The organism is Nocardioides flavescens (genome assembly GCF_009823805.1).
GTDB classification, from domain to species: Bacteria; Actinomycetota; Actinomycetes; order Propionibacteriales; family Nocardioidaceae; genus Nocardioides; species Nocardioides flavescens.
In genome coordinates this window covers 173,165-197,209 of the sequence record NZ_WUEK01000008.1, presented here as the reverse complement: position 1 = coordinate 197,209, position 24,045 = coordinate 173,165, and the positions used below count along the sequence as shown (strand labels likewise).

Here is a 24,045-nt window from a genome sequence, read left to right as displayed (position 1 = left end):
GGGCGTGGGTCACCGCGTGGGCGACGAGAGGCCTCCTCACAGGCTCAGCGGCGTCCCGCACACGTCCTTGGCCTGCTGCTGCACTCCCTCGAAGGCGGTCACGGTGGCCGGGCTGGTCAGGTCGCCGGCGGCCGCGTCGATGGCGTCGCGCTGGGCGTCGGTGACGCCCGCGGGCGGACTGTCGCGGTCGTAGGTCGCGGCGTCGACCCCGGCCGCGTCGAGCGCGTCGGAGAGGCCCTCGACCGCGTCGACCACGGTGCGCCACTCGTCGCGCAGGTCCGAGGGCGCCTTCGCGGCGAGGTCGCGGAAGACGGGCAGCGCCCGCAGCAGCGCGTCGGGACCACCCGAGCCCAGCAGCTCGCCGAGCTCGGCGCGGTGCGACTCGACCGCGTCGCAGTAGGCCGCCTGCGGGTCGTCGCCGCAGCCGCCCGCCACCGCGCCACCGAGCAGCAGCACGGCGGCGGGCAGAGCGCGGGCGACGAGCCGGGTCACGGGCGCAGCGCCGCCAGCTCGTCGTTGAGGCGCAGCGCCTCGTCACGCATGGCGGCGGCGTCGGGCCCGCGCCGCAGGAGCTCGCGCGAGGAGCTCGGCGTGACCGCCGCGACGCCGGAGCCGAACACCCGGCGCAGGTCCTCGACGGTCCCGCCCTGCGCACCGAACCCCGGGGCGAGCACCGGGCCGCCGATGTCGAGGTCGTGGCCCGAGGCGTCGGCGAGGTTGGCCGCGACGACGGCCCCGAACGAGCCCAGCGGCTCGGCGTCGGCGTTGAGCCGGCGCAGGTGGTCGAGCACCCGGTCGGCCACCAGCGCGCCGTCGTCGGTGCGGGCGTGCTGGAACTCCGGGCCCTCCGGGTTGGAGGTCAGCGCGAGCACGAACAGCCCCGCGCCGTGGCGGCGCGCCGACTCGACCATCGGCTCGAGCGAGCCGAAGCCGAGGTACGGCGAGGCCGTGATCGCGTCGCAGGCCAGTGGGGAGGCCGGGTCGAGGTAGGCCTCGGCGTAGGCCTCGGTGGTCGAGCCGATGTCGCCGCGCTTGACGTCGAGCAGCACCAGCGCGCCGGCCTCGCGCGCCGTGGCGACGACCCGCTCGAGCACGGCGATGCCCCGCGAGCCGAACCGCTCGTAGAACGCCGACTGCGGCTTGAGCACGGACACGTGCGGGGCGAGCGCCTCCGTGGCGCCGAGCGCGAACCTCTCGAGCCCGGCGACGTCGTCGTCGAGCCCCCACGCGCGCAGCAGGGCGGCGTGCGGGTCGATGCCGGCGCACAGCGGACCCCGGGCACCGACGGCCGAGACGAAGCGCTCCCCGAACGTGGTGCTGGGCGAGCTGGTCACGACTGGACCCCCTTGATGATGCGGCGCGGCCACAGCGGGCCCTCGTAGACGAAGGCCGTGTAGGCCTGCAGCAGGTCGGCACCCGCGTCGAGGCGCGCCTGCGCGTCGGCGACCGTCGTGATGCCGCCGACGCCGATCAGCGTCATCGCCGAACCGACGCGCCCGCGCAGCAGCCGCAGCACCTCGAGCGAGCGGCCGGTGAGCGGTCGCCCCGAGAGACCTCCGGCTCCGATGGCGGTCAGCTCGGCGTCGGGCGTGGTCAGCCCCGAGCGCGCCACGGTCGTGTTGGTCGCGACGATGCCGTCCAGCCCGACCGCCAGGGCGAGGTCGGCCACCGCGAGCACGTCGCCGTCCGCAAGGTCGGGGGCGATCTTGACCAGCAGCGGCACCCCGCCGGCGACGGCACGCACGGTCGAGAGGATCGGCTCGAGCTTCTCCACGGCCTGCAGGTCGCGCAGCCCGGGGGTGTTGGGCGAGCTGACGTTGACCACGAGGTAGTCGGCGTGGGGCGCGAGCAGCCGCGCCGACTTCTCGTAGTCGCGGGCCGCCTCGGCCTCGGGCACCACCTTGGACTTGCCGATGTTGATGCCGAGGACCGGCGCCCCGTACCCCGGCGTACGCCGCCCGCGCGCGGCCAGGCGGGCCGCGACGACCTCGGCCCCGTCGTTGTTGAACCCCATCCGGTTGACGACCGCGCGGTCGGCAGTGAGCCGGAACAGCCGCGGCTGCGGGTTGCCGGGTTGCGGCTCGCCGGTGACGGTGCCGACCTCGACGTGACCGAAGCCGAGCGCCCCGAGAGCGTCGATGCCGACGGCGTTCTTGTCGAAGCCCGCCGCGAGGCCGAGGACGTTGGGGAAGCTCAGGCCGAGCGCGGAGACCAGGGTGCCGGGCGTGCGCCGCAGCGCGAGCAGCGGTCGGGCCGCCCGCACCGCCCGGAAGCCGAGGTGGTGCGCCCGCTCGGGCTCGACCCGGGTGAACCCGCGCTCGAACAGCGCGGCGTAGGGGCTCACGCCCGGGCCCAGTCCTGCAGCGACCGCACGCCGATCGACCCGCGGCGCAGCGCCTCGATGCCCTGCACGGCCGCCCCGAGCCCCTGCACCGTGGTGATGCACGGGATGTTGGCCATCACCGCGGCGGTGCGGATCTCGTAGCCGTCGAGCCGCGCCGCTCCCCCGCCGCCCGAGGCACCGTGCGGGGTGTTGACGACCAGGTCGATGTCGCCGGCCAGGATCAGCTGCACGGTCGTCGGCTCGCCGTCGGGCCCGGTGCCTTCGAAGTGCTTGCGCACGACGGTGGCCTCGACGCCGTTGCGCCACAGCGCCTCGGCGGTGCCCTGGGTCGCGAGGATCTCGAAGCCCATGTCGGCGAGCACCTTGATCGGGAAGATCATCGTGCGCTTGTCGCGGTTGGCCATCGAGACGAAGATCCGCCCCCGCCGACCGTCGCGCTCGGGCAGCGGCAGCGAGCCGTACGCCGCGGCCTGCGACTTGGCGAACGCCTGCCCGAAGTTGGCGTCGAGGCCCATCACCTCGCCCGTCGACTTCATCTCCGGACCGAGCACCGTGTCGACCTGCTGGCCGTCGGGGGTGCGGAACCGGTTGAACGGCATCACCGCCTCCTTGACCGCGATCGGGTGGTCGACCGGCAGCGTGCCGCCGTCGCCCTCCGCGGGCAGCACCCCGAGCTCGCGCAGCGAGGCGATGCTCTCGCCGAGCATCACCCGCGCCGCGGCCTTGGCCAGCGGCGTCGCGGTCGCCTTGGAGACGAACGGCACCGTGCGCGAGGCCCGCGGGTTGGCCTCGAGGACGTAGAGGATGTCGGCGCCGAGGGCGTACTGGATGTTGAGCAGCCCGCGCACCCCGACCCCGCGGGCGATCGCCTCGGTCGCCTCGCGGATGCGCTCGATCTCCGAGGCGCCCAGGGTGATCGGCGGCAGCGCGCACGAGGAGTCACCGGAGTGGATGCCGGCTTCCTCGATGTGCTCCATCACGCCGCCGAGGAAGAGCTCCTCACCGTCGAAGATCGCGTCGACGTCGATCTCGACCGCGTCGTCGATGAACCGGTCGACCAGCACCGGGTGCTCGGGGCTGACCTGCGTGGCCCGGTCGATGTAGCCGGCGAGGGCGTCGTCGCCGTAGACGATCTCCATGCCGCGACCGCCCAGGACGTACGACGGGCGCACGAGCACCGGGTAGCCGATCTCGGCAGCGATGCGCTGCGCCTCGGCGTACGACGTCGCGAGACCGTGCTTGGGGGCCGGCAGGCCCGCCTCGGCGAGCACGCGACCGAAGGCGCCGCGCTCCTCGGCGAGGTGGATCGCGCCGGGCGGGGTGCCGACGATCGGCACGCCGTTGTCCTCCAGCCCCTGGGCCAGGCCCAGCGGGGTCTGGCCGCCGAGCTGGCAGATCACGCCGGCGACCGGGCCGGCCTGCTGCTCGGCGTGCACGATCTCGAGCACGTCCTCGAGCGTGAGCGGCTCGAAGTAGAGCCGGTCGCTGGTGTCGTAGTCGGTCGAGACGGTCTCGGGGTTGCAGTTGACCATGACGGTCTCGTAGCCGGCGCCGCCCTCGCCCTGACCGAGGGCCAGCGAGGCGTGGACGCAGGAGTAGTCGAACTCGATGCCCTGGCCGATGCGGTTGGGGCCCGAGCCGAGGATGATCACCGCGGGCTTCTCGCGCGGCACGACCTCGGTCTCCTCGTCGTAGGAGGAGTAGTGGTACGGCGTGGCCGCGGCGAACTCGGCCGCGCAGGTGTCGACGGTCTTGTAGACCGGGCGGATCCCTAGCGCGTGGCGCACGCCGCGCACGACGTCGGCGGTCATGCCGCGCATCTTGCCGAGCTGGGCGTCGGAGAAGCCGTGCCGCTTGGCGCGGCGCAGCAGCTGCGGCGTCAGCTCCGGCGCCTCGATCACCTCGACGGCGATCTCGTTGATGAGGGCGAGCTGGTCGACGTACCACGGGTCGATGCCGGTGGCCTCGAAGACCTCGTCGGCGGTGGCACCGGCGCGCAGCGCGTCCATGACGCGCTTGAGCCGACCGTCGGTCGGCGTCCGGATCTCCTCGAGCAGCGCGTCCTTGTCGAGGTCGACCCAGGCCTGGTCCCAGTCGAAGACGGCGTCCTTCTTCTCCAGGCTGCGCAGCGCCTTCTGCAGCGCCTCGGTGAAGTTGCGCCCGATCGCCATCGCCTCGCCCACCGACTTCATGTGGGTCGTCAGCTTGGGGTCGGCGCCGGGGAACTTCTCGAACGCGAAGCGCGGGACCTTGACCACGACGTAGTCGAGCGCCGGCTCGAACGCCGCTGGTGTCGAGCCACCGTCGGGACGCCGGGTGACGTCGTTGGGGATCTCGTCGAGGGTGTAGCCGATCGCGACCTTGGCGGCGATCTTGGCGATGGGGAAGCCGGTCGCCTTCGAGGCCAGCGCGCTCGAGCGCGAGACGCGCGGGTTCATCTCGATGACGATGACGCGCCCGTCGGCGGGGTTGACGGCGTACTGGATGTTGCAGCCGCCGGTGTCGACGCCGACCTCGCGGATGATGTCGATGGCCAGGTCGCGCAGGTGCTGGTACTCGCGGTCGGTGAGCGTCATCGCCGGCGCGACGGTGATCGAGTCGCCGGTGTGCACGCCCATCGGGTCGAGGTTCTCGATGCTGCAGACGATCACGACGTTGTCGGCCCGGTCGCGCATCACCTCCAGCTCGTACTCCTTCCACCCGATGATCGACTCCTCGATCAGCACCTCGGTGGTGGGGCTCGCCGCCAGGCCGGCCCCGGCGATGCGGGCGAGGTCGCCCTCGTCGTAGGCGATGCCCGAGCCGGTGCCGCCCATCGTGAACGACGGGCGCACGACCACGGGGTAGCCGAGCTCGACCGTGGCCTTCTCGCAGTCCTCGAGCGTGTGGCAGACGAAGCTGCGCGCCACCTCGCCGCCGACCTTGGCGACGATCGCGTTGAACAGCTCGCGGTTCTCGCCGCGGTGGATGGCCTCGAAGTTGGCCCCGATCATCTCGACGCCGTACTTCTCCAGGATGCCGCGCTCGTGCAGCGCGATCGCGGCGTTGAGCGCGGTCTGGCCGCCGAGGGTCGGCAGCAGCGCGTCCGGACGCTCCTTGGCGATGACCTGCTCGACGTACTCCGGGGTGATCGGCTCGACGTAGGTCGCGTCGGCGAACTCCGGGTCCGTCATGATCGTGGCGGGGTTGGAGTTGACCAGCACGACGCGGATCCCCTCCTCGCGCAGCACGCGGCAGGCCTGGGTGCCGGAGTAGTCGAACTCGCAGGCCTGGCCGATGATGATCGGCCCGGAGCCGATGACCAGGACGCTCTGGATGTCGGTGCGCTTGGGCATCAGACGGTCCCTTCCATCAGCGCGGTGAACCGGTCGAACAGGTAGCCGGCGTCGTGCGGGCCGGCGGCGGCCTCGGGGTGGTACTGCACGGAGAAGCCGCGCAGACGGCCGTCCTCGCCGCGCAGCTCGAGGCCCTCGACGACGTCGTCGTTGAGGCAGACGTGGCTGACGCTCGCGGTGCCGTACGCCGTCTCGGTGGTGCCCTCGAGCGGGGCGTCGACCGCGAAGCCGTGGTTGTGGGCGGTGACCTCGACCTTGCCGGTGGTGCGGTCCATGACCGGCTGGTTGATCCCGCGGTGGCCGTACTTCAGCTTGTAGGTCCCGAAGCCGAGCGCGCGGCCGAAGAGCTGGTTGCCGAAGCAGATGCCGAAGTACGGCGTGCCGTCGGCGAGCGCCGCCTGCAGCAGCTCGACCTGGGCGGTCGTCGCGGCCGGGTCGCCGGGGCCGTTGCTGTAGAACAGCCCGTCCGCGCCGACGGCGTGGAGGTCCTCGACGGTGGCCGTCGCCGGCAGCACGTGGGTCTCGACGCCGCGCTCGGCCAGCCGGTGCGGGGTCATCGACTTGATGCCGAGGTCGAGGGCCGCGACGGTGAACCGCTTCTCGCCGATCGCCGGGACGACGTAGGCCTCGGCGGTGGAGACGTCGGAGCTCAGCTCGAGCCCGGCCATCTCGGCGCTGGCCCGCACGCGTTCGAGCAGGGCGGCCGGGTCGGTCTCGACCGAGGAGATGCCGACGCGCATCGCGCCGCGCTCGCGCAGGTGGCGGGTCAGCGCGCGGGTGTCGACCCCGCTGATGCCCACGACGTCGTGGGCGCGCAGCTCGTCGTCGAGCGTGCGGCGGCTGCGCCAGCTGCTCGGGACCCGGGCGGGGTCGCGCACGACGTAGCCCGCGACCCAGACCTTGCGGGACTCGGCGTCCTCGTCGTTGATCCCGGTGTTGCCGACGTGCGGTGCCGTCATGACCACCACTTGGCGGTGGTAGGACGGGTCGGTCAGCGTCTCCTGGTAGCCGGTCATGCCGGTGCTGAAGACCGCCTCGCCGAAGGTCTCCCCGACGGCGCCGTAGGCCTCGCCGTGGAAGGTGCGGCCGTCCTCGAGGACGAGCAGCGCGGGGGCAGGGGCTGGGGTGGGGGCGTGCGGAGGCAAGCCGTCTCTCCTTCTCCGCCTCACGGGACGGTGCTTAAAGGATTGCGAACTGTCCGCGAGCCTAGCAGCGCTCGGCGCCGCCTCGACCCGGTGTCCCGGCCCGCGAACGGCGACCCGCTCGCTACCGTGACAGGGTGACCCGACTCCCCCGTCCGACCACGTCCGCCCGCGCCACGCACCGCCTCGCCGCTGTGGCGGCCGCCGCGCTGCTCGCCACCGGCCTCGCCGCCTGCGGCTCCGACGACGAGGGTGCCAGCCGCTCCTCGTCCGGCGGCTCCTCGTCGGCCCCCGCCAGCCCGAGCACCGAGACGACGCCGAGCGAGACCGCACCGAGCGAGACGGCCTCGGACGAGACGTCGGCGAGCGTCTCGACGAGCGCCGCACCGAGCGGCGACGGGCAGGTCGTCTCGGCCGAGGGCATCTCCTTCGAGGTGCCGGCGAGCTACCTCGCCGCCGACGCCGAGCAGGTGCTCTCCGGCACCGACACCAGCGTGACCGACGACCTGGCCGAGCGGCTCGGGGTGACGCCGGAGCAGCTGCGCCAGCAGTTCTCGAGCATCGCGCTGTTCGCGATCGACCAGGACGCCCAGCCGGGCGCGTTCGCCGACAACGTCAACCTCATCAGCAGCACCGGCGCCTCCCTCCCGACCGAGGACCAGGCCCGCCAGCAGATCGAGCAGCTCGGCTTCTCCGTCGAGAGCATCGACCCGGCCACCACCCCGGCGGGAGACGGCTTCGTCGTGCGCTACCAGGGCAACCTGCGCGGTCTCGACATCAGCGGCCGCGGACTGGTCGTCGACGTCGACGGCACCGTCCACAACATCACCATCAGCGCCGGCGACGCGACCACCGCCGACGCCCTGCTCGACCAGGTCACCTCGACCCTCCAGCCCGATGCCGGCGCCGCGGGCTGAGTCCGGCGGAATCCCAGCATCTGCTGGGATCCCCGACGTTCTGGGGTGTTGCAACCCCCCAGAACGTCAGGAACCCCAGCAGTTGCTGGGGTTCCTGTGACGCGTGGGACTCGGCTGAGGCCGAGGACGTCAGACGAGCTCGCCGTCGAGGACGGTGGGAACGCCGCGCAGGAACGTCGCGACGACGCGGCCCGGCAGCTCCATCCCGCGGTACGGCGTGTTGCGGCTGAGCGAGGCCGAGCCGGCCGGGTCGACCGTACGCCGGACCGAGGGGTCGTAGAGCACGACGTGGGCCGGGGCGCCGACCTCGAGGCCGCGGCCGTGGTCGTCGAGACGACCGATGCGGGCGGGGGCGCTCGACATGCGGTCGGCGACGCCGGCCCAGTCGAGCAGGCCGGGGTCGACCATCGTCTCCTGCACGATCGACAGCGCGGTCTCGAGGCCGAGCATGCCGAAGGCGGCCGCGGCCCACTCGCAGTCCTTGTCCTCGTGCGGGTGCGGCGCGTGGTCGGTGGCCACGATGTCGATCGTGCCGTCGGCGAGGCCGGCGCGCAGGGCCTCGACGTCGCGGGCGGTGCGCAGCGGCGGGTTGACCTTGTAGATCGGGTCGTAGGTCGCGGCGAGCTCGTCGGTGAGCAGGAGGTGGTGGGGGCAGACCTCGGCCGTGACGTCGACGCCCTTGCCCTTGGCCCACCGGATCAGCTCGACGGAGCCGGCGGTCGAGACGTGGCAGACGTGCAGCCGGGAGCCGACGTGCTCGGCCAGCAGCACGTCGCGGGCGATGATCGCCTCCTCGGCGACGGCGGGCCAGCCAGCGAGTCCGAGGCGCCCGGAGAGCTCGCCCTCGTTCATCTGGGCGCCCTCGGTCAGCCGCGGCTCCTGGGCGTGCTGGGCGACGACACCGTCGAACGCCTTGACGTACTCCAGCGCCCGGCGCATCAGCACCGCGTCGTGCACGCACTTGCCGTCGTCGGAGAAGACCCGCACGCGGGCGGCCGAGTCGGCCATCGCGCCGAGCTCGGCGAGCCGCTCCCCCGCCAGCCCGACGGTCACGGCCCCGACCGGGAACACGTCGCAGTGCCCCGCCTCGCGCCCGAGCCGCCAGACCTGCTCGACCACGCCGGCGGTGTCGGCGACCGGGTCGGTGTTGGCCATCGCGTGCACGGCGGTGAAGCCACCGCGCGCGGCCGCCGCCGTACCGGACTCCACCGTCTCGGCGTCCTCACGACCCGGCTCGCGCAGGTGGGTGTGCAGGTCGACGAGGCCCGGCAGCGCGATCAGCCCGGTGCCGTCCACGACCTGCGCCCCCTCGGCGGGAGTCGCGGAGGCGTCAGCCACGACGCCGTCGACGAGCAGGAGGTCCTGCGGCTCGCCCCCGAGGACGCTGACGTTCTGGATCAGGTAGGTGCTCATGCTCCGCTCTCGTTTCCGCCCAGCAGCAGGTACAGCACGGCCATCCGCACGGCGACGCCGTTGGTGACCTGCTCGACGATCACCGACCGCTCGGAGTCGGCGACGTCCGCGGTGATCTCCATCCCGCGGACCATCGGCCCGGGGTGCATCACGATCGTGTGGTCCTGCAGCGCGGCCATCCGGCGCGCGTCGAGCCCGTAGCGCCGGGAGTACTCCCGCGGCGTCGGGAAGAAGCCGCCGTTCATCCGCTCGCGCTGGACCCGCAGCATCATCACCGCGTCGACCCCGGGCAGCACCCGGTCGATGTCGTACGACGTCTCGACGGGCCAGGTCTCGACACCGACCGGCAGCAGGGTCGGCGGGGCCACGAGGGTGACCTCGGCGCCGAGGGTCTGCAGGAGCAGCGCGTTGGACCGCGCGACCCGGCTGTGCAGCACGTCGCCGACGATCGCGACCCGGCGCCCCTCGAGACCGCCGGGGCGCGACTGCCCGAGGTGCCGCCACATCGTGAACGCGTCGAGCAGCGCCTGCGTGGGGTGCTCGTGGGTGCCGTCGCCGGCGTTGACGACGCTGGAGCGCACCCAGCCCGAGTGGGCGAGCCGGTGCGGTGCCCCGCTGGCGCCGTGGCGCACGACGACCGCGTCGGCGCCCATCGCCTCGAGGGTGAGCGCGGTGTCCTTGAGGCTCTCGCCCTTGCTGACGCTCGAGCCCTTCGCCGCGAAGTTGATGACGTCGGCGCTGAGCCGCTTGGCCGCGGCCTCGAAGGAGATCCGGGTGCGGGTGGAGTCCTCGAAGAAGAGGTTGACCACGGTGCGCCCGCGCAGGGCGGGCAGCTTCTTGATGGGCCGGTCGGCGAGGTCGCGCAGCTCGGCGGCGGTGCTGAGGATCAGCTCGGCGTCGTCGCGGGTGAGGTCGCCGGCACTCAGCAGGTGGCGCTTCACGCCTGGGCCTCCCCGTCGGAGCCGTCGGAGCCATCAGAGATCGTCACGGCGTCGACACCGTCGGTGTCGGCGACCCGCACCTGGACCCGCTCGACCAGCGAGGTCGGGAGGTTCTTGCCGACGAAGTCGGCGCGGATCGGCAGCTCGCGGTGGCCGCGGTCGACCAGCACGGCGAGGCGCACGGCGCTCGGGCGGCCCACGTCGTTGAGGGCGTCCAGCGCGGCGCGGATCGTGCGGCCGCTGAACAGCACGTCGTCGACGAGCACCACGACCCGGTCGTCGATGCCGTCGCTCGGGATGTCGGTGCGCATCAGCGCACGAGCCGGCTTGAGGCGCAGGTCGTCGCGGTACATCGTGACGTCGAGCGAGCCGACCGGCACGGCGTAGCCCTCGACGGCGGCGATCCGCTCGGCGATGCGGTGGGCCAGCGGCACGCCACGGCTCGGGATGCCGAGCAGGACGAGGTCGCGCCCGCCCTTGTTGCGCTCGAGGATCTCGTGGGAGATCCGGGTCAGGGCCCGGGCGATGTCACGCTCGTCGAGGACGGTGCGACCGGGCGGTGGCTCGGAGTGAGCACCGGCCTGGGTTGGGGGTCGTTCCTGGGCACACACGGGTGCGCGTGACCTCCTTCTCCGCCTCTCCGGACGGCTCGTTAAAGGAAGACTCGAATCGGCGCCGACCCTACCGGCCGCCCCCGGCGGGGGCCACCCGGCGCCGGGTCAGCGCCGGGTCAGCGCCGGGTCAGCGCCGGGTCAGCGCGCCAGGTCAGCGCAGCGAGGTCGTCCAGACCGAGCCCCAGGGGTCGACCTCCCAGCGCACCCGGTCCTCGCGACGCGCCAGGCACATGGCGACCCACACGAAGCCCCAGACGCCGCCGGTCAACAGGGTGAGGAGCCCGTGGCCGAGGTGGTTGACCCTGCGGCGGTGGGCCAGGACGACGCCGTCTGCGCCCTCGTGCACCACGTCGGCGCCGTCGAGGACCTCGAGCTCGACGGCGATCTCCAGGAGTCGTTCCCGCCTCGTCATCGGCAGGGGCTCGTAGGACGAGAACGGGCGAGGGTCGTGCAGCCGCTCGGGGTAGGCCGCGTAGGCCGCCTCCGACCAGCGGAGCCCGTCCCAGCGCTGCCAGACGCCCGGACGGCGCCACCGCGACTCGCGCCAGCGGTAGGCGCCCGCGCGAGGGACTCGACCGGCACGGGGAGCGGCGCTCGTGGTCGTCACGGGCCCATCATCGCCGAGGAGCGGCTCAGTCGCGAGCGACGTCGATGAGCACCTTGCCCACCGCGCCGCCCTCGACGGCGTCGTGCGCGGCAGCGGTCTCCTCGAGCGGGTAGTGGTGCAGCGGCACCCCGGCGTCCTCGCCGACCCGCAGCGCGCCGTCACTCACGGCAGCCGTGACGTCCTCGACCGCGGCTCGCAGCAGCGACTCGTCGAGGGTGTAGAGGATGAGGAACTGGTAGCGCAGGTTGCGCGAGAACACCTCGCGCAGCGGCAGCGTGACCTCCTCGCCGCCGTTGTTGGCGTAGATCGAGACCGTGCCGTGGACCTTGAGGACCGCCCGGTCGAGCGCGTCGTTCTGCGCCGGTGCCACCTCGACCACGATGTCGACGCCCTCGGACACCAGCGCCTTGATCTCCTCCGCGGGGTCGCCCTCGCGGTAGTTGACGACGTGGTGGGCGCCGGCGGCGGTGGCGAGCTCGCCCTTCTCGGGGCTGCTGACCGTGGTCACCACGGTGGCCCCGGACCAGCGCGCGAGCTGGATCGCGGCGTTGCCGACGGCGCCGGCACCGCCCTGCACCAGCACGGTGCGGCCCTCGAGCGCCCCCGGACCGAGCCGGGTCGGGCCCCACTCCGAGGCGGTGAGCGCCCGGTGGGCCGTCACCGCGGGCACGCCGAGCGAGGCGCCGAGGTCGTACGACGCGCCGTCGGGCAGCGGCACGACCCGTGAGACGGGCTGGACGGTGAACTCGGCCGCCGTGCCGTGGGCGCGTCCGTGCTGCGCGAGGACGAGCCAGACCCGGTCGCCGACGGTCACCTCGGTGACGCCGGAGCCGACCGCGTCGACGACGCCCGCGCCGTCCTGACCGGGCGTGACCTCGGAGTCGCCGCGCATGTTGCCGGCGCGGAACTTCCAGTCGGTCGGGTTGACCCCGGCCCGCACCAGCTGGACCCGCACCTCCCACGGCCCGGGCTCGGGCAGCTCGCGCTCGACGAGCCTCAGGACGGAGGAGGGGCCGGTCTCGGTGTGGACGATCGCACGCATGTCGGGCACAGCAGTCAGAGCGCCGAGGCCATTCCCGCGCAGGCCCGCAGCCACGACATCCGGGTCGCCTCCGACAGCTGGCTGTAGGGCAGCACCGACCCGGCGACCAGGGCCGGGTCGTAGGGCACGCGGTAGACCCCGCGGGTGCGCTGCTGGTAGACGTCGACGAGGTCGGCGGCCAGCTTGGGGTCGACCGTCGTGGACGGGTCGGAGAGCACGGTGACGGTCTTGTACTTGAGGTTCTGGTAGCCGGCGTCCTGCAGGGCGTCGAGCATCCAGAGCCCGGAGTAGCCGGTGTCCTCGCGCACGGTGGAGGTGACGACCAACAGGTCGGCGGCGTCGGCGGCGGCCAGCCAGTTCTCGGCCCGCATGTTGTTGCCGGTGTCGACGAGGATCACCTTGTAGAACCGGGTCAGCAGCTGGTGCAGGGCGTTGAAGTCGTCGGCGTGGATCTGGCCGGTGACGTTGGGGCTCTCGTCGGAGGCGAGGACGTCGAAGTGCGCGTCGCCCTGCGAGCGGACGTACGAGCCGAGGTCGCCGATGCGCGACTGCGTGACGTCGTTGAACTTCGACAGGTCGCCCAGCAGCTCCTTGGTGGTGTTGGTGTGGGCGCTGCGCGAGCCGCGGATGCCGAGGGTGCCGCGGGTCTCGTTGTTGTCCCAGGCGACGACGCCGCCGCCGCGCACGGTGCCGAACGTGTAGCCCGCGGCCAGCACGCCCGTCGTCTTGGCCGCCCCGCCCTTGGGGTTGATGAAGGCGATCGTCTTGGGGCCGTCGAAGTCGCGCTGGATGAGCGCGCGGTCGGCGACGTACTCACGCTCGGCCGGGCCCATCTGGGGGCTGATCAGGCCGCCGCTCCAGCGACGCACCCGCCCGCGCCAGCCCCACGTCGCGGGGCCGGTCTCCTGCTCCTCGGCCCGCCGGTCGAGGAAGTCGGTGGCGGTCATGAACCGCTTCGGCTCCTCGGGGGCGGCCGGCGGCTGAGCGCCAGCAGGAGGCGCGCTGGGCGGCGCGGTCGGAGGGGCGCTCGGGGGCGCCGCCGGCGGTGCCGCCGCGCGCGGCGGGGCGGCCGGCGGGCTGCTGGGCGGGCTGCTGGGCGGGCTGCTCGGCGGGGCGTACGTCGGGGCAGGGGGTCGCGTGGGCGGCGGACCGGCCTGCGGGGGCGGGCCCGAGGGCGGGCCGCTGGGCGGGCCCGAGGGGGGCACGGCCGCGCGCGCCTGCGTGTCGACGTCCGGTCGCGGGGCGGGCGCCGGCGGGGACGAGGAGGCGGTGCCGGGCAGCGGGTCGCTGAGCGGGTCCGGGCGGGCCGACGGCGGAGGCACGGGCGCTCCCCCTCGAGGGGCGCCCTGGTCAGAGCCCTCCTGAGCAGAGCCCTCCTGCGCAGCGGCCTCCTGGGCCGCGAAGGCGCTCAGCTCCTCCGGGGTGTAGAGCCGGTCACTGGTGTCGTCGGAGACCTGGTGCGGTGACTGGGTCATGTGCTCCTCCTCGCGAGCCGGGCGTGGTCCGGCACGCACTCCCTTTCCCCACGGGGGCCTCGACCACACGTGGAGGGACGCTGGTCTGTCCCGGGTCCGTCGTACCCGTTCGCCCCAGCCGTCACTCACGTGACACGCGGAGGGCCGCGCAGAATGCTTCCGAGCGCGATGTCACCACAATGTCGGGGTGAGGCTGACCGCGCTGCACCGCTTCCCCGTCAAGTCCTGCTCCGGCGAGGAGCTCGACGCCGCCGAGGTGGAGCCGTGGGGCCTGGCCGGCGACCGCCACTGGATGCTGGTCGACCCCTCCGGCGAGACCGTGACCGCCCGCGCCCACCCGCGGATGCTCCTGATGCGCCCCCGGCTCAGCGGCGACGGGCTCGTGGTCTCTGCCCCCGAGCGCGCCGACCTCGACGACCTGGAGGTCGCGACCCCGCAGGGACCGCTCACCGACGTCACCGTCTTCGGCCGGGCGCCGTTCGCCGCGGCCCTGGCCGACGACAGCGCCCATGCGTGGTTCAGCGACCTGCTCGACACCCCGGTGCGGCTCGTGCACGCCGACGACCCGCGTCGGCGCCACGCCAACCCGGCGTACGCCGGACCGAACGTGCCGATGGCCTTCGCCGACGGCTACCCGCTCAACGTCGGGAGCCTGGCCTCGCTGGCCGAGCTGAACCGGCTGATCGCCGAGGGCCCGCGGGCCGCGGAGGGCGGTCTGGAGATGGTGCGCTTCCGGCCCAACCTGGTGGTCGACGGCGAGGCGCCCTGGGCCGAGGACGGGTGGCGGCGGATCCGCGTCGGCGAGGTGGTGTTCCGGGTGGTCAAGGGGTGCGACCGCTGCGCCGTGCCGGCGACCGACCACCGCACGGCCGAGCGGTTCAAGGAGCCGACCGCCACGCTCGCCCGCCACCGGCGCTGGGACGGCGCGGTGTGGTTCGGCGTCCAGCTGGTGCCGGACTCCCCCGCCACCGGCGCGGTCCTGCGGGTCGGCGACGAGGTCGAGGTGCTCGAGGCCGAGGTCGCGCCGGACGGTCCGCCCCGCTGAGCGGTCGAGACGGTCAGCGGGACAGGTGCCGCGCCCGGGCGAAGCAGAACAGGCCGAAGCAGATGATCCCGACCGCGATCAGGCCGAGCAGGTAGGGCCCGAGCGGCTGGTGCAGCACCTTCTGCAGCGCGGTGTCGAGCCCGCCGGACTTCTGGGCGTCGTGGGTGACGCCGGCGTAGACGAACAGACCACCGACGATGCCGAGGGCGACCCCCTTGGCGGTGTAGCCCGCCTTGCCGAACCAGACGTAGGCCTGGCCGACGTCGCCGCTGGTGGCCCCGGCGGTGAGGTACTTGCGGAAGCCCTCGCTCCACGCCTTGTGGACCAGGTAGGCGCCGACGCCGATCACGACGAGGCCGCCGACGACGACGAGGAGCTGCCCTCCGGGCCAGCTCATCACCTCGGCGGTCCAGGTGTCGCTCTGCCGGTCGTTGCTGGAGGAGGTGCGGGCACCGACCGCGACCTTGATCGCGGTGACGCCGATGACCGCGTAGACGACGGCCTTGACGACCGAGGTCACCCGCTTGCGCACCCGCGTGCTGCCCTGCTCCTCGCGGTGTCCCACGGCCGCCTCGAGCACCTGCCAGGCCACGAGGAGGAACATCCCGATGCCGATGGCCCACACCAGCGCGCCCCCGAAGGGCTGCTGGGCGAGCTCCTTCACCGCACCGGTCTGGGACGGCGTGCCCTCCCGGTCCCCGGTGGCCAGCTGGAGGGCCAGCCACCCCAGGGCGAGGTGGACCACCCCGTAGGCCACCAGTCCCGCCCGGACGGCGACGTCGATGCCGTCGCTGTCGTGGGCCCTGCGGCCCGCCTGCTCGACCTTGCGTGCCGCATCATCCGCGGTGCTGCTCATCCTCGTGCCTCTCCTGACCCCGCAGCCGTCCCCGAGCCGGAGGTGCAGTACCCCGCCCGGAGCGCGTGAGACAGAACGGCGTCAGGATGGTCCGGACTCAGCCAGGGTGTGTTGACCGATGCCCCGTGGGAGCAGGCGTGGGGTCGCGCGGAGCTGACAAGGCGGAGGAGCCCGCCGTGGCGGCGCCACGGCGGGCGACGACAACGCCGTCCAGGTCCGATGCGACGCCGCGCGGGCGACCGCGTGGGATCGATCAACGCGCCCTGGCGGCGCGCGCGGTTCCGTCGCGGGGCTGGGCGACGGGCTGGCCGAGCGGCGTCGCCACGACCACGACGTTGCTCTCGTAGACCGTGCCGTCCCAGTCGGTGCAGGAGACGAGGACCAGACGGCCGCTGCCGTCGTCCTGGCCGAAGAGGTCCTCAGCGTCCTCGGCGACCTCCTCCTTGCCGAGCACGCGGACCTGCTGGACCTTGTAGCGCATCCGGCCCTCGTCGGTGACCACGTCGACGCGGTCCCCGCGGGAGACCTCGCGCAGTCGGTCCAGTGCGCCCCCACCGGTGTGGACGGTGTGGCCGGTGATGACCGTGCGGCCGTCCTCGCGACCGGGCTCGGCGGAGGCGTCCCACCAGCCGACGTCCTCGGCGTTGCGGGGCGGGTCGAGCACCGCGTCGGGGCTGACCTGGATCGGTACGACGGGCGCATCGATGCCCAGCGACGCGACCTGCAACCGCTGCGGGGCCGACGGCGCGAGGTCGGTGAACCGCGCCGCGGCCGGCTCGTCGCCGCCGCGCAGGAGCAGGCCCACGACGGCGGCGATGATGCCCGCAGCGACCAGGAGGTTCCACAGGTTGCCGGCCGACCGGCCGCTCTCGGCAGCCACCGGCACTCAGCCCTTCGAGGTCGCGCTGCGCACGACGGAGCCGACCGCCCCGATCCCGGCCACGAGCAGGCCGGCGACGGCGAGGAGCCCGCCCCAGTGGCTCGACGCCGGCTGGTCGGCCGAGGCGAGGCCTGCGGGCACGCTCGTCGGCACCTTCGGCGGCGCCTGCGGGGTGCGGGTGGGCGTCGGGGACGGCGTCGCCGCGGGGGCGGCGGGCGCCTCGAAGGCGACCTCGCCGCTGGGGCCGCAGGCCGACGTACCGATCTTCAGGTCGAACGCCGTGACGCCGAACTGCTGCTGCGCCACCGGCAGCACCGCCACGTCGAGCGCGGTCACCTCGATCTGGTCGGCGGCGGGCCGGGTCTGCTTGTTGAGGGTCACGTCGATGACGTTGTCCTGCAGCGGCTGCAGCTGCTGGCCGAGCGTGCTGAGCGCGTTGTTGAGCACCGCGGTCTGGTCGACGCCGATGGGGAGCGCGAGGCCTCCGGGCAGGTTGCCGAGCACGGTGGTGAGCTGGGTGCGCACGGCGTTCTCGATCAGCGCCGCGACGTCGCCGAGGGCGCCGACGACGTGGGTGTTGGGGGCCGGGTCGGCCGGCAGGTTGACCAGGTCCACCTGCTGACCGCCGACCTGCACGAAGGCCCGCGCGCCCGCCAGGCGGGCGGTGCCGTCGGCCGTGCCGGGTCCGGCGGTGCACGAGGACTGCACGGCGCCGAGGTCGAGGTTGACGGCCAGCCCGAGCTGGCTCAGGGCCTGGGTCAGGCCGGTCTGCAACGCACTGGTGAGCGGCTGCAGCAGGGGCTGCAGCGCCGTCTGCGTCTGCTGGTCGAAGCCCTGGAGGAGGCCGCTCGAGACGATCTGCAGGCGCGACAGGTCGATGTTGCCGGCGTTGATCGTCACCGCCTGACCCGGGCTGAGGCAGGTCGCACCGTCGCCGACCGCGGCGACGGTGGCGCCTTGGCCGGCGAGGCCCGCGCACGCCTGGGAGTAGCCGCGTCCGTCGGTGACCCGGGTGGTGGCGTCCTGCGCCAGCGTGCCCGCCTTGATCAGCGACTGACCGCCGAGAGCGGTCAGCGCCGGGGCGTTCGAGCCGGTCGCGCTCTGGCTGGTGCCGTCGTTCTGGACCCGGTAGGTGCCGGAGTCGGCCGGCTGCCCACCGAGAGTGAGCGAGAGCGCGGTGGCGCTCGCCTGCGCGACCGGGGTCGCCGCGACTCCCGGCGCGCCGCTCAGCAGCACGAGGGCCGCTGCCCCCGCCACCGCCGCCGTGGTCGTGCCGACCCTCTTCACGTTCGTGCTCCGCGTGTGCACAAGGCCCTCCCTCTCGCTCGCCTCGTAGCACCAACGACGGGCGGGCGCCGGGGTTACGCGGGAGTAACGAGGGCCGGTCCAGTCACGCTGGTCTCCTCATGCGTCGAGGTCCGCGAGGGCCGTCTCGATGGCGCGGTGGAACGTCGGGTAGGCGTAGATCATCGAGCGCAGCGTCTCGACGGGCACCTCGGCGTGCACCGCCACGGCCAGGAAGCCGAGGATCTCCCCGCCGCCGGGGCCCGCCGCGGTCGCACCGACGAGCACCCCGCGCTCGGCGTCCTCGACGACCTTGACGAGTCCCTGGGCGCCCGGACCGTGGGTGAACCCGCGCGAGGACTCCTGCAACTTCGTGCTCCCCGTGCGGACCGACAGGCCGGCGTCGCGCGCCTGCTGCTCGGTCATGCCCACGGCGGCGATCTCCGGGTCGGTGAACGTCGCGTGCGGGACGGCGTGGTAGGCGGCGGCCGGGCCGTCCTCACCGAGCACGTCGCGGCGGGCGACGGCGGACTGGTACATCGAGACGTGGGTGTAGGCGCCCTTGCCGGTGACGTCGCCGACGACCCACAGCCCCTCGACCGGTCCCTGGCCGGCGCCGGTCGCTCGCATCCGGTCGTCGACCTCGATGCTGCGGGCCGACGGGTCCAGGCCGACCGTCTCGAGCCCGATGCCGTCGAGGTTGGGGGTGCGGCCCGCGGCGACGAGCAGCTGGTCGGCGTGCAGCACCTGGCCGTCGTCGAGGGTGAGGGCGAAGGTGCCGTCCGCGTGCGCGACCTCGGTGAGCGAGGTGCCGGTGAGCACGCGCAGCCCCTCGTGGGCGAACACCTCGGCGATCAGCGCGGACGCCTCGGGCTCGTCGCCGGCGAGGAGCCGGTCGCCGTGCTGGACGACCGTGACCTGCGCGCCGAACCGTGCGAAGACCTGCGCCAGCTCGCAGCCGATCGGTCCGCCGCCGAGCACGACGAGGCTGCCCGGCACCGACGTCGCCTGCACCGCGTCGCGGTTGGTCCAGTACGGCGTGCCCTCCAGCCCGCTCACCGGCGGCGCGGCCGGGCGGGTGCCGGGGTTGAGCACGACCCCGCGGCGCGTTGCGTACGTCGTCTCGGTGCCGTCGGGCGCCGTGACCACGACCCGCTTGACGCCGTCCAGGCGACCGGTGCCGTGCACGACGGTGGCTCCGGCATCAGCCAGCCGGTCGACGGCGACCTGATCGTCCCAGTGGTCGGTGGCCTCGGTCGCGATGCGCTCGGCCACCGGCGACCAGCTGGCGACGACCTGCACGTCGCCCGCGAGCTCATCGGCGCGGCCGGCCTCGGCGAGGCTGTCGGAGGCGCGGACCATCATCTTCGTCGGGATGCAGCCGTAGTAGGGGCACTCGCCGCCGACGAGGTGCTTGTCGACCGCGACCACCTCGAGGCCGGCCTGGGCGCACGCCGTGGCCAGCGCCTCGCCGCCGGGACCGAGACCGATCACGACCAGGTCGACCTGCTGCTCCTGCACTGCACCGTCCGTTGCGCCGTTCGTCATGGCTCCACGGTGCCCCCTGCGGGGCGTGAGCGTCAGACGAGGGTCGGCTTGTTGCGCACGACGCTGCCGAGCACGCCGTTGACGAACTGCGGCGACTCGTCGGTCGACAGGTCGCGCACCAGCGCCATGGCCTCGCTCACCGCGACCGCGTCGGGCACGTCGTCGGCCCAGAGCAGCTCGAAGACCCCGATGCGCAGCACGTTGCGGTCGACGGCGGGCATGCGCGCGAGCGTCCAGCCCTCGGCGTACGTCGTCAGCACCTCGTCGATGCGGGCCTGGTGCTCGACCACACCGCGGACCAGCTCGGCGGTGTAGGGGTTGGTCGGCCCCTCCCCCTCCTCGACCGCGCGTTCGAGGGCCGTCACCGGCGACTCGTCGCGCAGCTCGGAGGCGAAGAGGACGTCGAGCGCGCGCTTGCGCGCCTTGGAGCGAGCAGCCAACTCAGTTCACGCGGCCGAGGTACGAGCTGTCGCGGGTGTCGACCTTGATCTTCTCGCCGTTGGTGATGAACAGCGGGACCATGACGGTCGCCCCGGTCTCGACGGTCGCGGGCTTGGTGCCACCGGTCGAGCGGTCGCCCTGCAGGCCCGGCTCGGTGTAGGTGACCTCGAGCTCGACCGAGGCCGGGAGCTCGATGTAGAGCACGCGGCCGTCGTTGCTGGCGACGAGCGCCTCCTGGTTCTCCAGCAGGAAGTTCTTCGCGTCGCCCACGATCTCGGGGGCGATCTCGACCTGGTCGTAGCTGTCGGTGTCCATGAAGACGTAGGACGTGCCGTCGTTGTAGAGGTACTGCATGTTGCGCTTGTCGACGCTCGCGACCTCGACCTTGACGTCGGCGTTGAAGGTCTTGTCGACGGTCTTGCCCGACTCGACGTTCTTCAGCTTGGAGCGCACGACCGCGCCGCCCTTGCCGGGCTTGTGGTGCTGGAACCAGATGACCTGCCAGAGCTGGCCGTCGAGGTTGAGCACCATGCCGTTCTTCAGGTCGTTCGTCGTTGCCATGCGCGTGGTTCAGCCTTCGTGTCGAGGGAGTGTCGGCGATCCGTCAGCGATCCGCGGGACCGGCGGTCGAGTCTAGTGGGGCCCGTGCCGAACTCCCGCTTCGGTGGGGGTGGGCGCCGCGTCCTCCGACAGTCGAGGATTGCAGCCACCTGGAGGCGTGCGATCCGGGACTGTCGGTGGGACGGCGCCTTCCTCGCGGGTTCGTGCAGGCCTGCAGTCTCCAGGCGGCGACGATCCTGCACTGATGACCCTGAGCCCCGCACCGCCGCCGTCGACACGACAGTCGAGGTTTGCAGTCACCCGGGAGCGTGCGATCCGGGACAGTCGGGGACGGGTGGTCAGCCGAGCTCGCGCCGCACGACCTCGAGGGCGAGTCGGTAGCCCTCGGGCCCGTGACCGGCGACCACCTCGACGGCGTGGGGGGTGACGACGGAGTGGTGGCGGAACTCCTCGGGACGCTGGAGGGGCTCGCTCAGGTGCACCTCGACCAGCGGCGCGACGAGCTGGGCGCAGGCGTCGTAGAGCGCGTAGGAGTAGTGCGTCCAGGCCGCGGCGTTGAGCACGACCGGCGTCGCGTCGTCGGCGGCGGCGTTGAGCCAGTCGAGGAGCTCGCCCTCGTGGTTGGTCTGTCGTACGTCGGCCCGCAGGTCGAGCGCGTCGGCCCAGCCGCGGCAGAGCTCGGCGAGCTCGGCGAAGGTCGTCGTGCCGTAGATCTCGGGCTGGCGACGTCCGAGCCGGCCGAGGTTGGGGCCGTTCAGGACCAGGACCGGCGTGCTCACGACGGCGCCCCCGGGAAGGCCGCGGCGTAGGCCGCGCGCAGCAGCTCGTCGGAGGGGCCGGCGAGGACGGTCGGGGCGGCGAGGTCGTCGAGGACGAGGAAGCGCAGGGTGGCGCCACGGGTCTTCTTGTCGACGCGCATGACGGCGAGCAGGTCGTCGAAGCCGACGCCGTCGAGCGCCGGCGGCAGGGCGACCGGCAGCCCCACCGAGGAGAGGACGGACCGGTGACGGTCGGCGACCGCGGGGTCGAGGCGGCCGTCGAGGCGGGCGAGCTCGGCGACGAAGACCATGCCGAGCGCGACGGCCTCGCCGTGGCGCACGGTGTAGCCGGTGACCTTCTCGATCGCGTGGGCGAGCGTGTGGCCGTAGTTGAGCGCCTCGCGGCCGGGGTGGCCGCCGATCCCACCGGTCTCGCGGAGGTCGCCGGCGACGACGTCGGCCTTGACCTGCACGGCCCGCTCGACCAGCTCGGCGACGACGGGCGAGGTCGGGTCGAGGGCCCGGGCCGGGTCGGCCTCCACCAGCGCGAGGATCTCGGGGTCGGCGATGAAGCCGCACTTGAGCACCTCGCCCAGTCCGCTCACCAGCTCGGCGGCCGGCAGCGTGGTGAGCCGGTCGAGGTCGCACAGCACGCCGGCGGGCTCGTGGAACGCCCCGACGAGGTTCTTGCCGGCGCCGGTGTCGATGCCGGTCTTGCCGCCGACGGCGGCGTCGACCATCGCGAGCAGCGAGGTGGGCACGTGCACGACGCGGACGCCGCGCAGCCAGGTCGCGGCGACGAAGCCGCCGAGGTCGGTGGTCGCTCCCCCGCCGACGGCGACGACCGCGTCGGAGCGGGTGAACCCCGCCTCGCCGAGCCGCTCCCAGCACTCGACCAGCACCGAGGCGGCCTTGGCGGCCTCGCCGTCCGGCACCGGCAGGTCGAGCACCTCGTAGCCCGCCAGCACCTCGTCCGGCAGCGCGAACGGCGCGCCGGGGGCGTGCACCACCGCGACGCGGCGTACGCCGTCACCGAGCAGGGCGGGCAGCCGGTCGGTCAGGTCGTGGCCGACCAGCACGTCGTACGGCGCGCCGCTGCGGACCCGGATGGTGGTGGGGTCAACGGTCGGCGCGCTCACGACAGCAGCCTCGTGACCTCGGCGGCGACCTCGGCGGGCGTGCGCTCGTCGGTGTCGACGGTGTGGACGGCGACCTCGTCGTAGAGCGGCGCACGCTCCTCGAGCAGCGCCTTGGTGCGCGAGCGGACGTTGCCGAGCAGCAGCGGGCGCGACGAGCCGAGGCCGACCCGCTTGACCGCGTCGGCGAACCCGACCCGCAGGAAGACCACGGGGTGGCCGGCCAGCCGCGCGCGGGTGCCCTCGTCGAGCACGGCTCCCCCGCCCAGCGCGACGACGGCACCGGCCGCCGCGGGGTCGTCGAGCACCGCGGCGACCGCCGCCCGCTCCAGGGCTCGGAAGTGCGCCTCGCCGTCGTCGACGAAGATGTCGGAGATCGCCCGGCCCTCGGCCGCCTCGATCTCGGTGTCGACGTCGCGCAGCGGCGCCCCCCACTGCGCAGCGAGCAGCGCCGCGACCGTCGACTTGCCGGCCCCCATGGGGCCGACGAGCACGACCTTCGGCATCAGCGGTACCGCAGCGCGTCGAGGTAGCCCTGCGCGTTGCGGCGGGTCTCAGCGACCGAGTCGCCGCCGAACTTCTCGAGCACGGCGTCGGCGAGCACGAGCGCGACCATCGCCTCGGCGACGATGCCGGCGGCGGGCACGGCGCACACGTCGGAGCGCTGGTGGTGCGCGGCCGCCTCCTCGCCGGTGGCGACGTCGACGGTGCGCAGCGCGCGCGGCACGGTGGCGATCGGCTTCATCGCGGCGCGCACCCGCAGCACCTCGCCGGTGGTCATGCCGCCCTCGGTGCCGCCGGAACGACCGCTCACGCGGCGGATGCCGTCCTCGGTGGGCACGATCTCGTCGTGCGCGAGCGAGCCCGGGGTGGCGGCCAGGGCGAACCCGTCGCCGACCTCGACGCCCTTGATCGCCTGGATGCCCATGAGGGCGCCGGCCAGCCGTGAGTCGAGGCGGCGGTCCCAGTGCACGTGCGACCCGAGCCCCGGCGGCAGGCCGTGGACGACGACCTCGACGACGCCGCCGAGGGTGTCGCCGTCGTCGTGGGCCTGGTCGATGCGCTCGACCATCGCCTTCGACGCGTCGGGGTCGAGGCAGCGCACCGGGTCGGCGTCGAGGCGCTCGACGTCGCCGACCTCGGGCCACAGCCCCTCGGGGGCGCGCACGCCGCCGAGCTCGATCACGTGGGAGACGACCCCGGCGCCGAGCGCCTGGGACAGGAAGTTGGTCGCGACGCGGCCGAGCGCCACGCGGGCGGCGGTCTCGCGCGCCGAGGCGCGCTCCAGGACGGGGCGGGCCTCCTCGAAGTCGTACTTCTGCATGCCGGCGAGGTCGGCGTGACCCGGACGGGGGCGGGTCAGCGGCGCGTTGCGGGCCGAGCCCTCGAGCTCGGCGGGGTCGACCGGGTCGGCCGACATGACCTTCTGCCACTTGGGCCACTCGGTGTTGCCGACCTCGATGGCGACGGGCCCGCCCTGGGTGAGCCCGTGGCGCACGCCGCCGACGAGGGTGACCTCGTCCTGCTCGAACTTCATCCGGGCCCCACGGCCGTAGCCCAGACGGCGCCGCGCGAGCGACTCCTGGATCTCGGTCGAGGTCACCTCGACGTGGGCGGGCAGCCCCTCGAGGATCGCCACGAGGGACGGTCCGTGCGACTCACCTGCGGTCAACCAGCGCAACACGCCGGACATCCTCTCAGGCGGG

23 protein-coding genes are annotated in these 24,045 nt (G+C 73.6%); 2 read left to right on the top strand and 21 right to left on the bottom strand.

All coding sequences use genetic code 11. From position 1 onward, the window contains the following. Positions 1–36: 36 nt before the first annotated feature. Genes GRQ65_RS14305 through carA form a run of 5 tightly spaced genes read right to left on the bottom strand, consistent with a single transcriptional unit; the run spans position 37 to position 6,824 of the window. A complete protein-coding gene (locus GRQ65_RS14305; protein WP_160878641.1) occupies positions 37–492 on the bottom strand; it encodes a hypothetical protein in 456 nt (151 codons plus the stop codon). Beyond that, positions 489–1,334, bottom strand: a complete 846-nt coding sequence (gene pyrF / locus GRQ65_RS14300; protein ID WP_160878640.1) for an orotidine-5'-phosphate decarboxylase — start codon at positions 1,332–1,334, stop codon at positions 489–491. Before pyrF ends, GRQ65_RS14305 begins: the two co-directional genes overlap by 4 nt. After that, on the bottom strand, positions 1,331–2,344 hold the full coding sequence (locus GRQ65_RS14295) for a quinone-dependent dihydroorotate dehydrogenase (RefSeq protein WP_160878639.1): 1,014 nt from the start codon (positions 2,342–2,344) through the stop codon (positions 1,331–1,333). The genes pyrF and GRQ65_RS14295 overlap by 4 nt, the downstream gene beginning before the upstream one ends. After that, positions 2,341–5,679, bottom strand: a complete 3,339-nt coding sequence (carB, locus tag GRQ65_RS14290; protein ID WP_160878638.1) for a carbamoyl-phosphate synthase large subunit — start codon at positions 5,677–5,679, stop codon at positions 2,341–2,343. Before carB ends, GRQ65_RS14295 begins: the two co-directional genes overlap by 4 nt. Beyond that, positions 5,679–6,824, bottom strand: coding sequence for a glutamine-hydrolyzing carbamoyl-phosphate synthase small subunit (carA, locus tag GRQ65_RS14285; protein WP_160878637.1), 1,146 nt, complete (start codon positions 6,822–6,824; stop codon positions 5,679–5,681). The genes carB and carA overlap by 1 nt, the downstream gene beginning before the upstream one ends. A gap of 134 nt (positions 6,825–6,958) precedes the next feature. Here carA and GRQ65_RS14280 point away from each other — a divergent pair, with 134 nt between their 5' ends. Beyond that, positions 6,959–7,738, top strand: coding sequence for a hypothetical protein (locus GRQ65_RS14280; RefSeq protein WP_160878636.1), 780 nt, complete (start codon positions 6,959–6,961; stop codon positions 7,736–7,738). Between the two features lie 129 nt (positions 7,739–7,867). On the opposite strand, the gene GRQ65_RS14275 is transcribed toward GRQ65_RS14280, so the two are convergent. The 6 genes from GRQ65_RS14275 to GRQ65_RS14250 all read right to left on the bottom strand — a co-directional run bounded on the left by GRQ65_RS14275 (position 7,868) and on the right by GRQ65_RS14250 (position 13,830). Continuing rightward, entirely contained in the window at positions 7,868–9,151 is a 1,284-nt protein-coding gene (locus GRQ65_RS14275; protein ID WP_160878635.1) for a dihydroorotase, read from the bottom strand. Next, positions 9,148–10,092, bottom strand: coding sequence for an aspartate carbamoyltransferase catalytic subunit (locus GRQ65_RS14270; RefSeq protein WP_160878634.1), 945 nt, complete (start codon positions 10,090–10,092; stop codon positions 9,148–9,150). The genes GRQ65_RS14275 and GRQ65_RS14270 overlap by 4 nt, the downstream gene beginning before the upstream one ends. Next, on the bottom strand, positions 10,089–10,619 hold the full coding sequence (gene pyrR / locus GRQ65_RS14265) for a bifunctional pyr operon transcriptional regulator/uracil phosphoribosyltransferase PyrR (protein ID WP_439331865.1): 531 nt from the start codon (positions 10,617–10,619) through the stop codon (positions 10,089–10,091). Before pyrR ends, GRQ65_RS14270 begins: the two co-directional genes overlap by 4 nt. 238 nt (positions 10,620–10,857) lie before the next feature. Then, on the bottom strand, positions 10,858–11,313 hold the full coding sequence (locus GRQ65_RS14260; protein ID WP_160878632.1) for a DUF8108 domain-containing protein: 456 nt from the start codon (positions 11,311–11,313) through the stop codon (positions 10,858–10,860). A gap of 25 nt (positions 11,314–11,338) precedes the next feature. Next, entirely contained in the window at positions 11,339–12,355 is a 1,017-nt protein-coding gene (locus GRQ65_RS14255; RefSeq protein WP_160878631.1) for an NADPH:quinone reductase, read from the bottom strand. 14 nt (positions 12,356–12,369) lie between these two features. Further along, positions 12,370–13,830: a MinD/ParA family ATP-binding protein gene (locus tag GRQ65_RS14250; protein ID WP_272917691.1), complete on the bottom strand. Its 1,461-nt coding sequence runs from the start codon at positions 13,828–13,830 to the stop codon at positions 12,370–12,372. 187 nt (positions 13,831–14,017) lie between these two features. Between GRQ65_RS14250 and GRQ65_RS14245 the strand changes: the two genes are divergently transcribed. Beyond that, positions 14,018–14,875, top strand: coding sequence for an MOSC domain-containing protein (locus GRQ65_RS14245; RefSeq protein WP_337191735.1), 858 nt, complete (start codon positions 14,018–14,020; stop codon positions 14,873–14,875). 13 nt (positions 14,876–14,888) lie between these two features. Here the strand turns inward: GRQ65_RS14245 and GRQ65_RS14240 are convergent, their stop codons facing one another. The 10 genes from GRQ65_RS14240 to aroC all read right to left on the bottom strand — a co-directional run bounded on the left by GRQ65_RS14240 (position 14,889) and on the right by aroC (position 24,023). Beyond that, positions 14,889–15,731, bottom strand: a complete 843-nt coding sequence (locus GRQ65_RS14240) for a DUF1206 domain-containing protein (protein WP_160878630.1) — start codon at positions 15,729–15,731, stop codon at positions 14,889–14,891. A 253-nt stretch (positions 15,732–15,984) separates the two neighbouring features. Further along, positions 15,985–16,611, bottom strand: coding sequence for a class F sortase (locus tag GRQ65_RS14235; protein WP_337191734.1), 627 nt, complete (start codon positions 16,609–16,611; stop codon positions 15,985–15,987). Between the two features lie 6 nt (positions 16,612–16,617). Beyond that, positions 16,618–17,898: a hypothetical protein gene (locus tag GRQ65_RS14230; protein ID WP_160878629.1), complete on the bottom strand. Its 1,281-nt coding sequence runs from the start codon at positions 17,896–17,898 to the stop codon at positions 16,618–16,620. Positions 17,899–18,015: 117 nt separating this feature from the next. Then, on the bottom strand, positions 18,016–19,443 hold the full coding sequence (locus tag GRQ65_RS14225) for a dihydrolipoyl dehydrogenase family protein (protein ID WP_160878628.1): 1,428 nt from the start codon (positions 19,441–19,443) through the stop codon (positions 18,016–18,018). Positions 19,444–19,475: 32 nt separating this feature from the next. Next, on the bottom strand, positions 19,476–19,883 hold the full coding sequence (nusB, locus tag GRQ65_RS14220) for a transcription antitermination factor NusB (RefSeq protein ID WP_160878627.1): 408 nt from the start codon (positions 19,881–19,883) through the stop codon (positions 19,476–19,478). A 1-nt stretch (position 19,884) separates the two neighbouring features. Beyond that, complete coding sequence (gene efp, locus GRQ65_RS14215; RefSeq protein ID WP_160878626.1) at positions 19,885–20,445, bottom strand: elongation factor P; 561 nt, start codon at positions 20,443–20,445, stop codon at positions 19,885–19,887. A gap of 338 nt (positions 20,446–20,783) precedes the next feature. Further along, a complete protein-coding gene (locus tag GRQ65_RS14210) occupies positions 20,784–21,224 on the bottom strand; it encodes a type II 3-dehydroquinate dehydratase (protein WP_160878625.1) in 441 nt (146 codons plus the stop codon). Then, entirely contained in the window at positions 21,221–22,342 is a 1,122-nt protein-coding gene (gene aroB / locus GRQ65_RS14205) for a 3-dehydroquinate synthase (RefSeq protein WP_160878624.1), read from the bottom strand. Before aroB ends, GRQ65_RS14210 begins: the two co-directional genes overlap by 4 nt. After that, on the bottom strand, positions 22,339–22,845 hold the full coding sequence (locus tag GRQ65_RS14200) for a shikimate kinase (protein ID WP_160878623.1): 507 nt from the start codon (positions 22,843–22,845) through the stop codon (positions 22,339–22,341). Before GRQ65_RS14200 ends, aroB begins: the two co-directional genes overlap by 4 nt. Then, positions 22,845–24,023, bottom strand: coding sequence for a chorismate synthase (gene aroC / locus GRQ65_RS14195; RefSeq protein WP_337191733.1), 1,179 nt, complete (start codon positions 24,021–24,023; stop codon positions 22,845–22,847). The genes GRQ65_RS14200 and aroC overlap by 1 nt, the downstream gene beginning before the upstream one ends. Between the last annotated feature and the right edge of the window lie 22 nt (positions 24,024–24,045).

Excerpts from the sequence above, each read along its gene's own strand:
- carB (WP_160878638.1), bottom strand. The coding sequence starts at position 5,679 with ATGCCCAAGCGCACCGACATCCAGAGCGTCCTGGTCATCGGCTCCGGG.
- GRQ65_RS14275 (WP_160878635.1), bottom strand. The coding sequence starts at position 9,151 with ATGAGCACCTACCTGATCCAGAACGTCAGCGTCCTCGGGGGCGAGCCG.
- GRQ65_RS14255 (WP_160878631.1), bottom strand. The coding sequence starts at position 12,355 with ATGCGTGCGATCGTCCACACCGAGACCGGCCCCTCCTCCGTCCTGAGG.
- GRQ65_RS14250 (WP_272917691.1), bottom strand. The coding sequence starts at position 13,830 with ATGACCCAGTCACCGCACCAGGTCTCCGACGACACCAGTGACCGGCTC.
- GRQ65_RS14240 (WP_160878630.1), bottom strand. The coding sequence starts at position 15,731 with ATGAGCAGCACCGCGGATGATGCGGCACGCAAGGTCGAGCAGGCGGGC.
- GRQ65_RS14225 (WP_160878628.1), bottom strand. The coding sequence starts at position 19,443 with ATGACGAACGGCGCAACGGACGGTGCAGTGCAGGAGCAGCAGGTCGAC.
- efp (WP_160878626.1), bottom strand. The coding sequence starts at position 20,445 with ATGGCAACGACGAACGACCTGAAGAACGGCATGGTGCTCAACCTCGAC.
- GRQ65_RS14200 (WP_160878623.1), bottom strand. The coding sequence starts at position 22,845 with ATGCCGAAGGTCGTGCTCGTCGGCCCCATGGGGGCCGGCAAGTCGACG.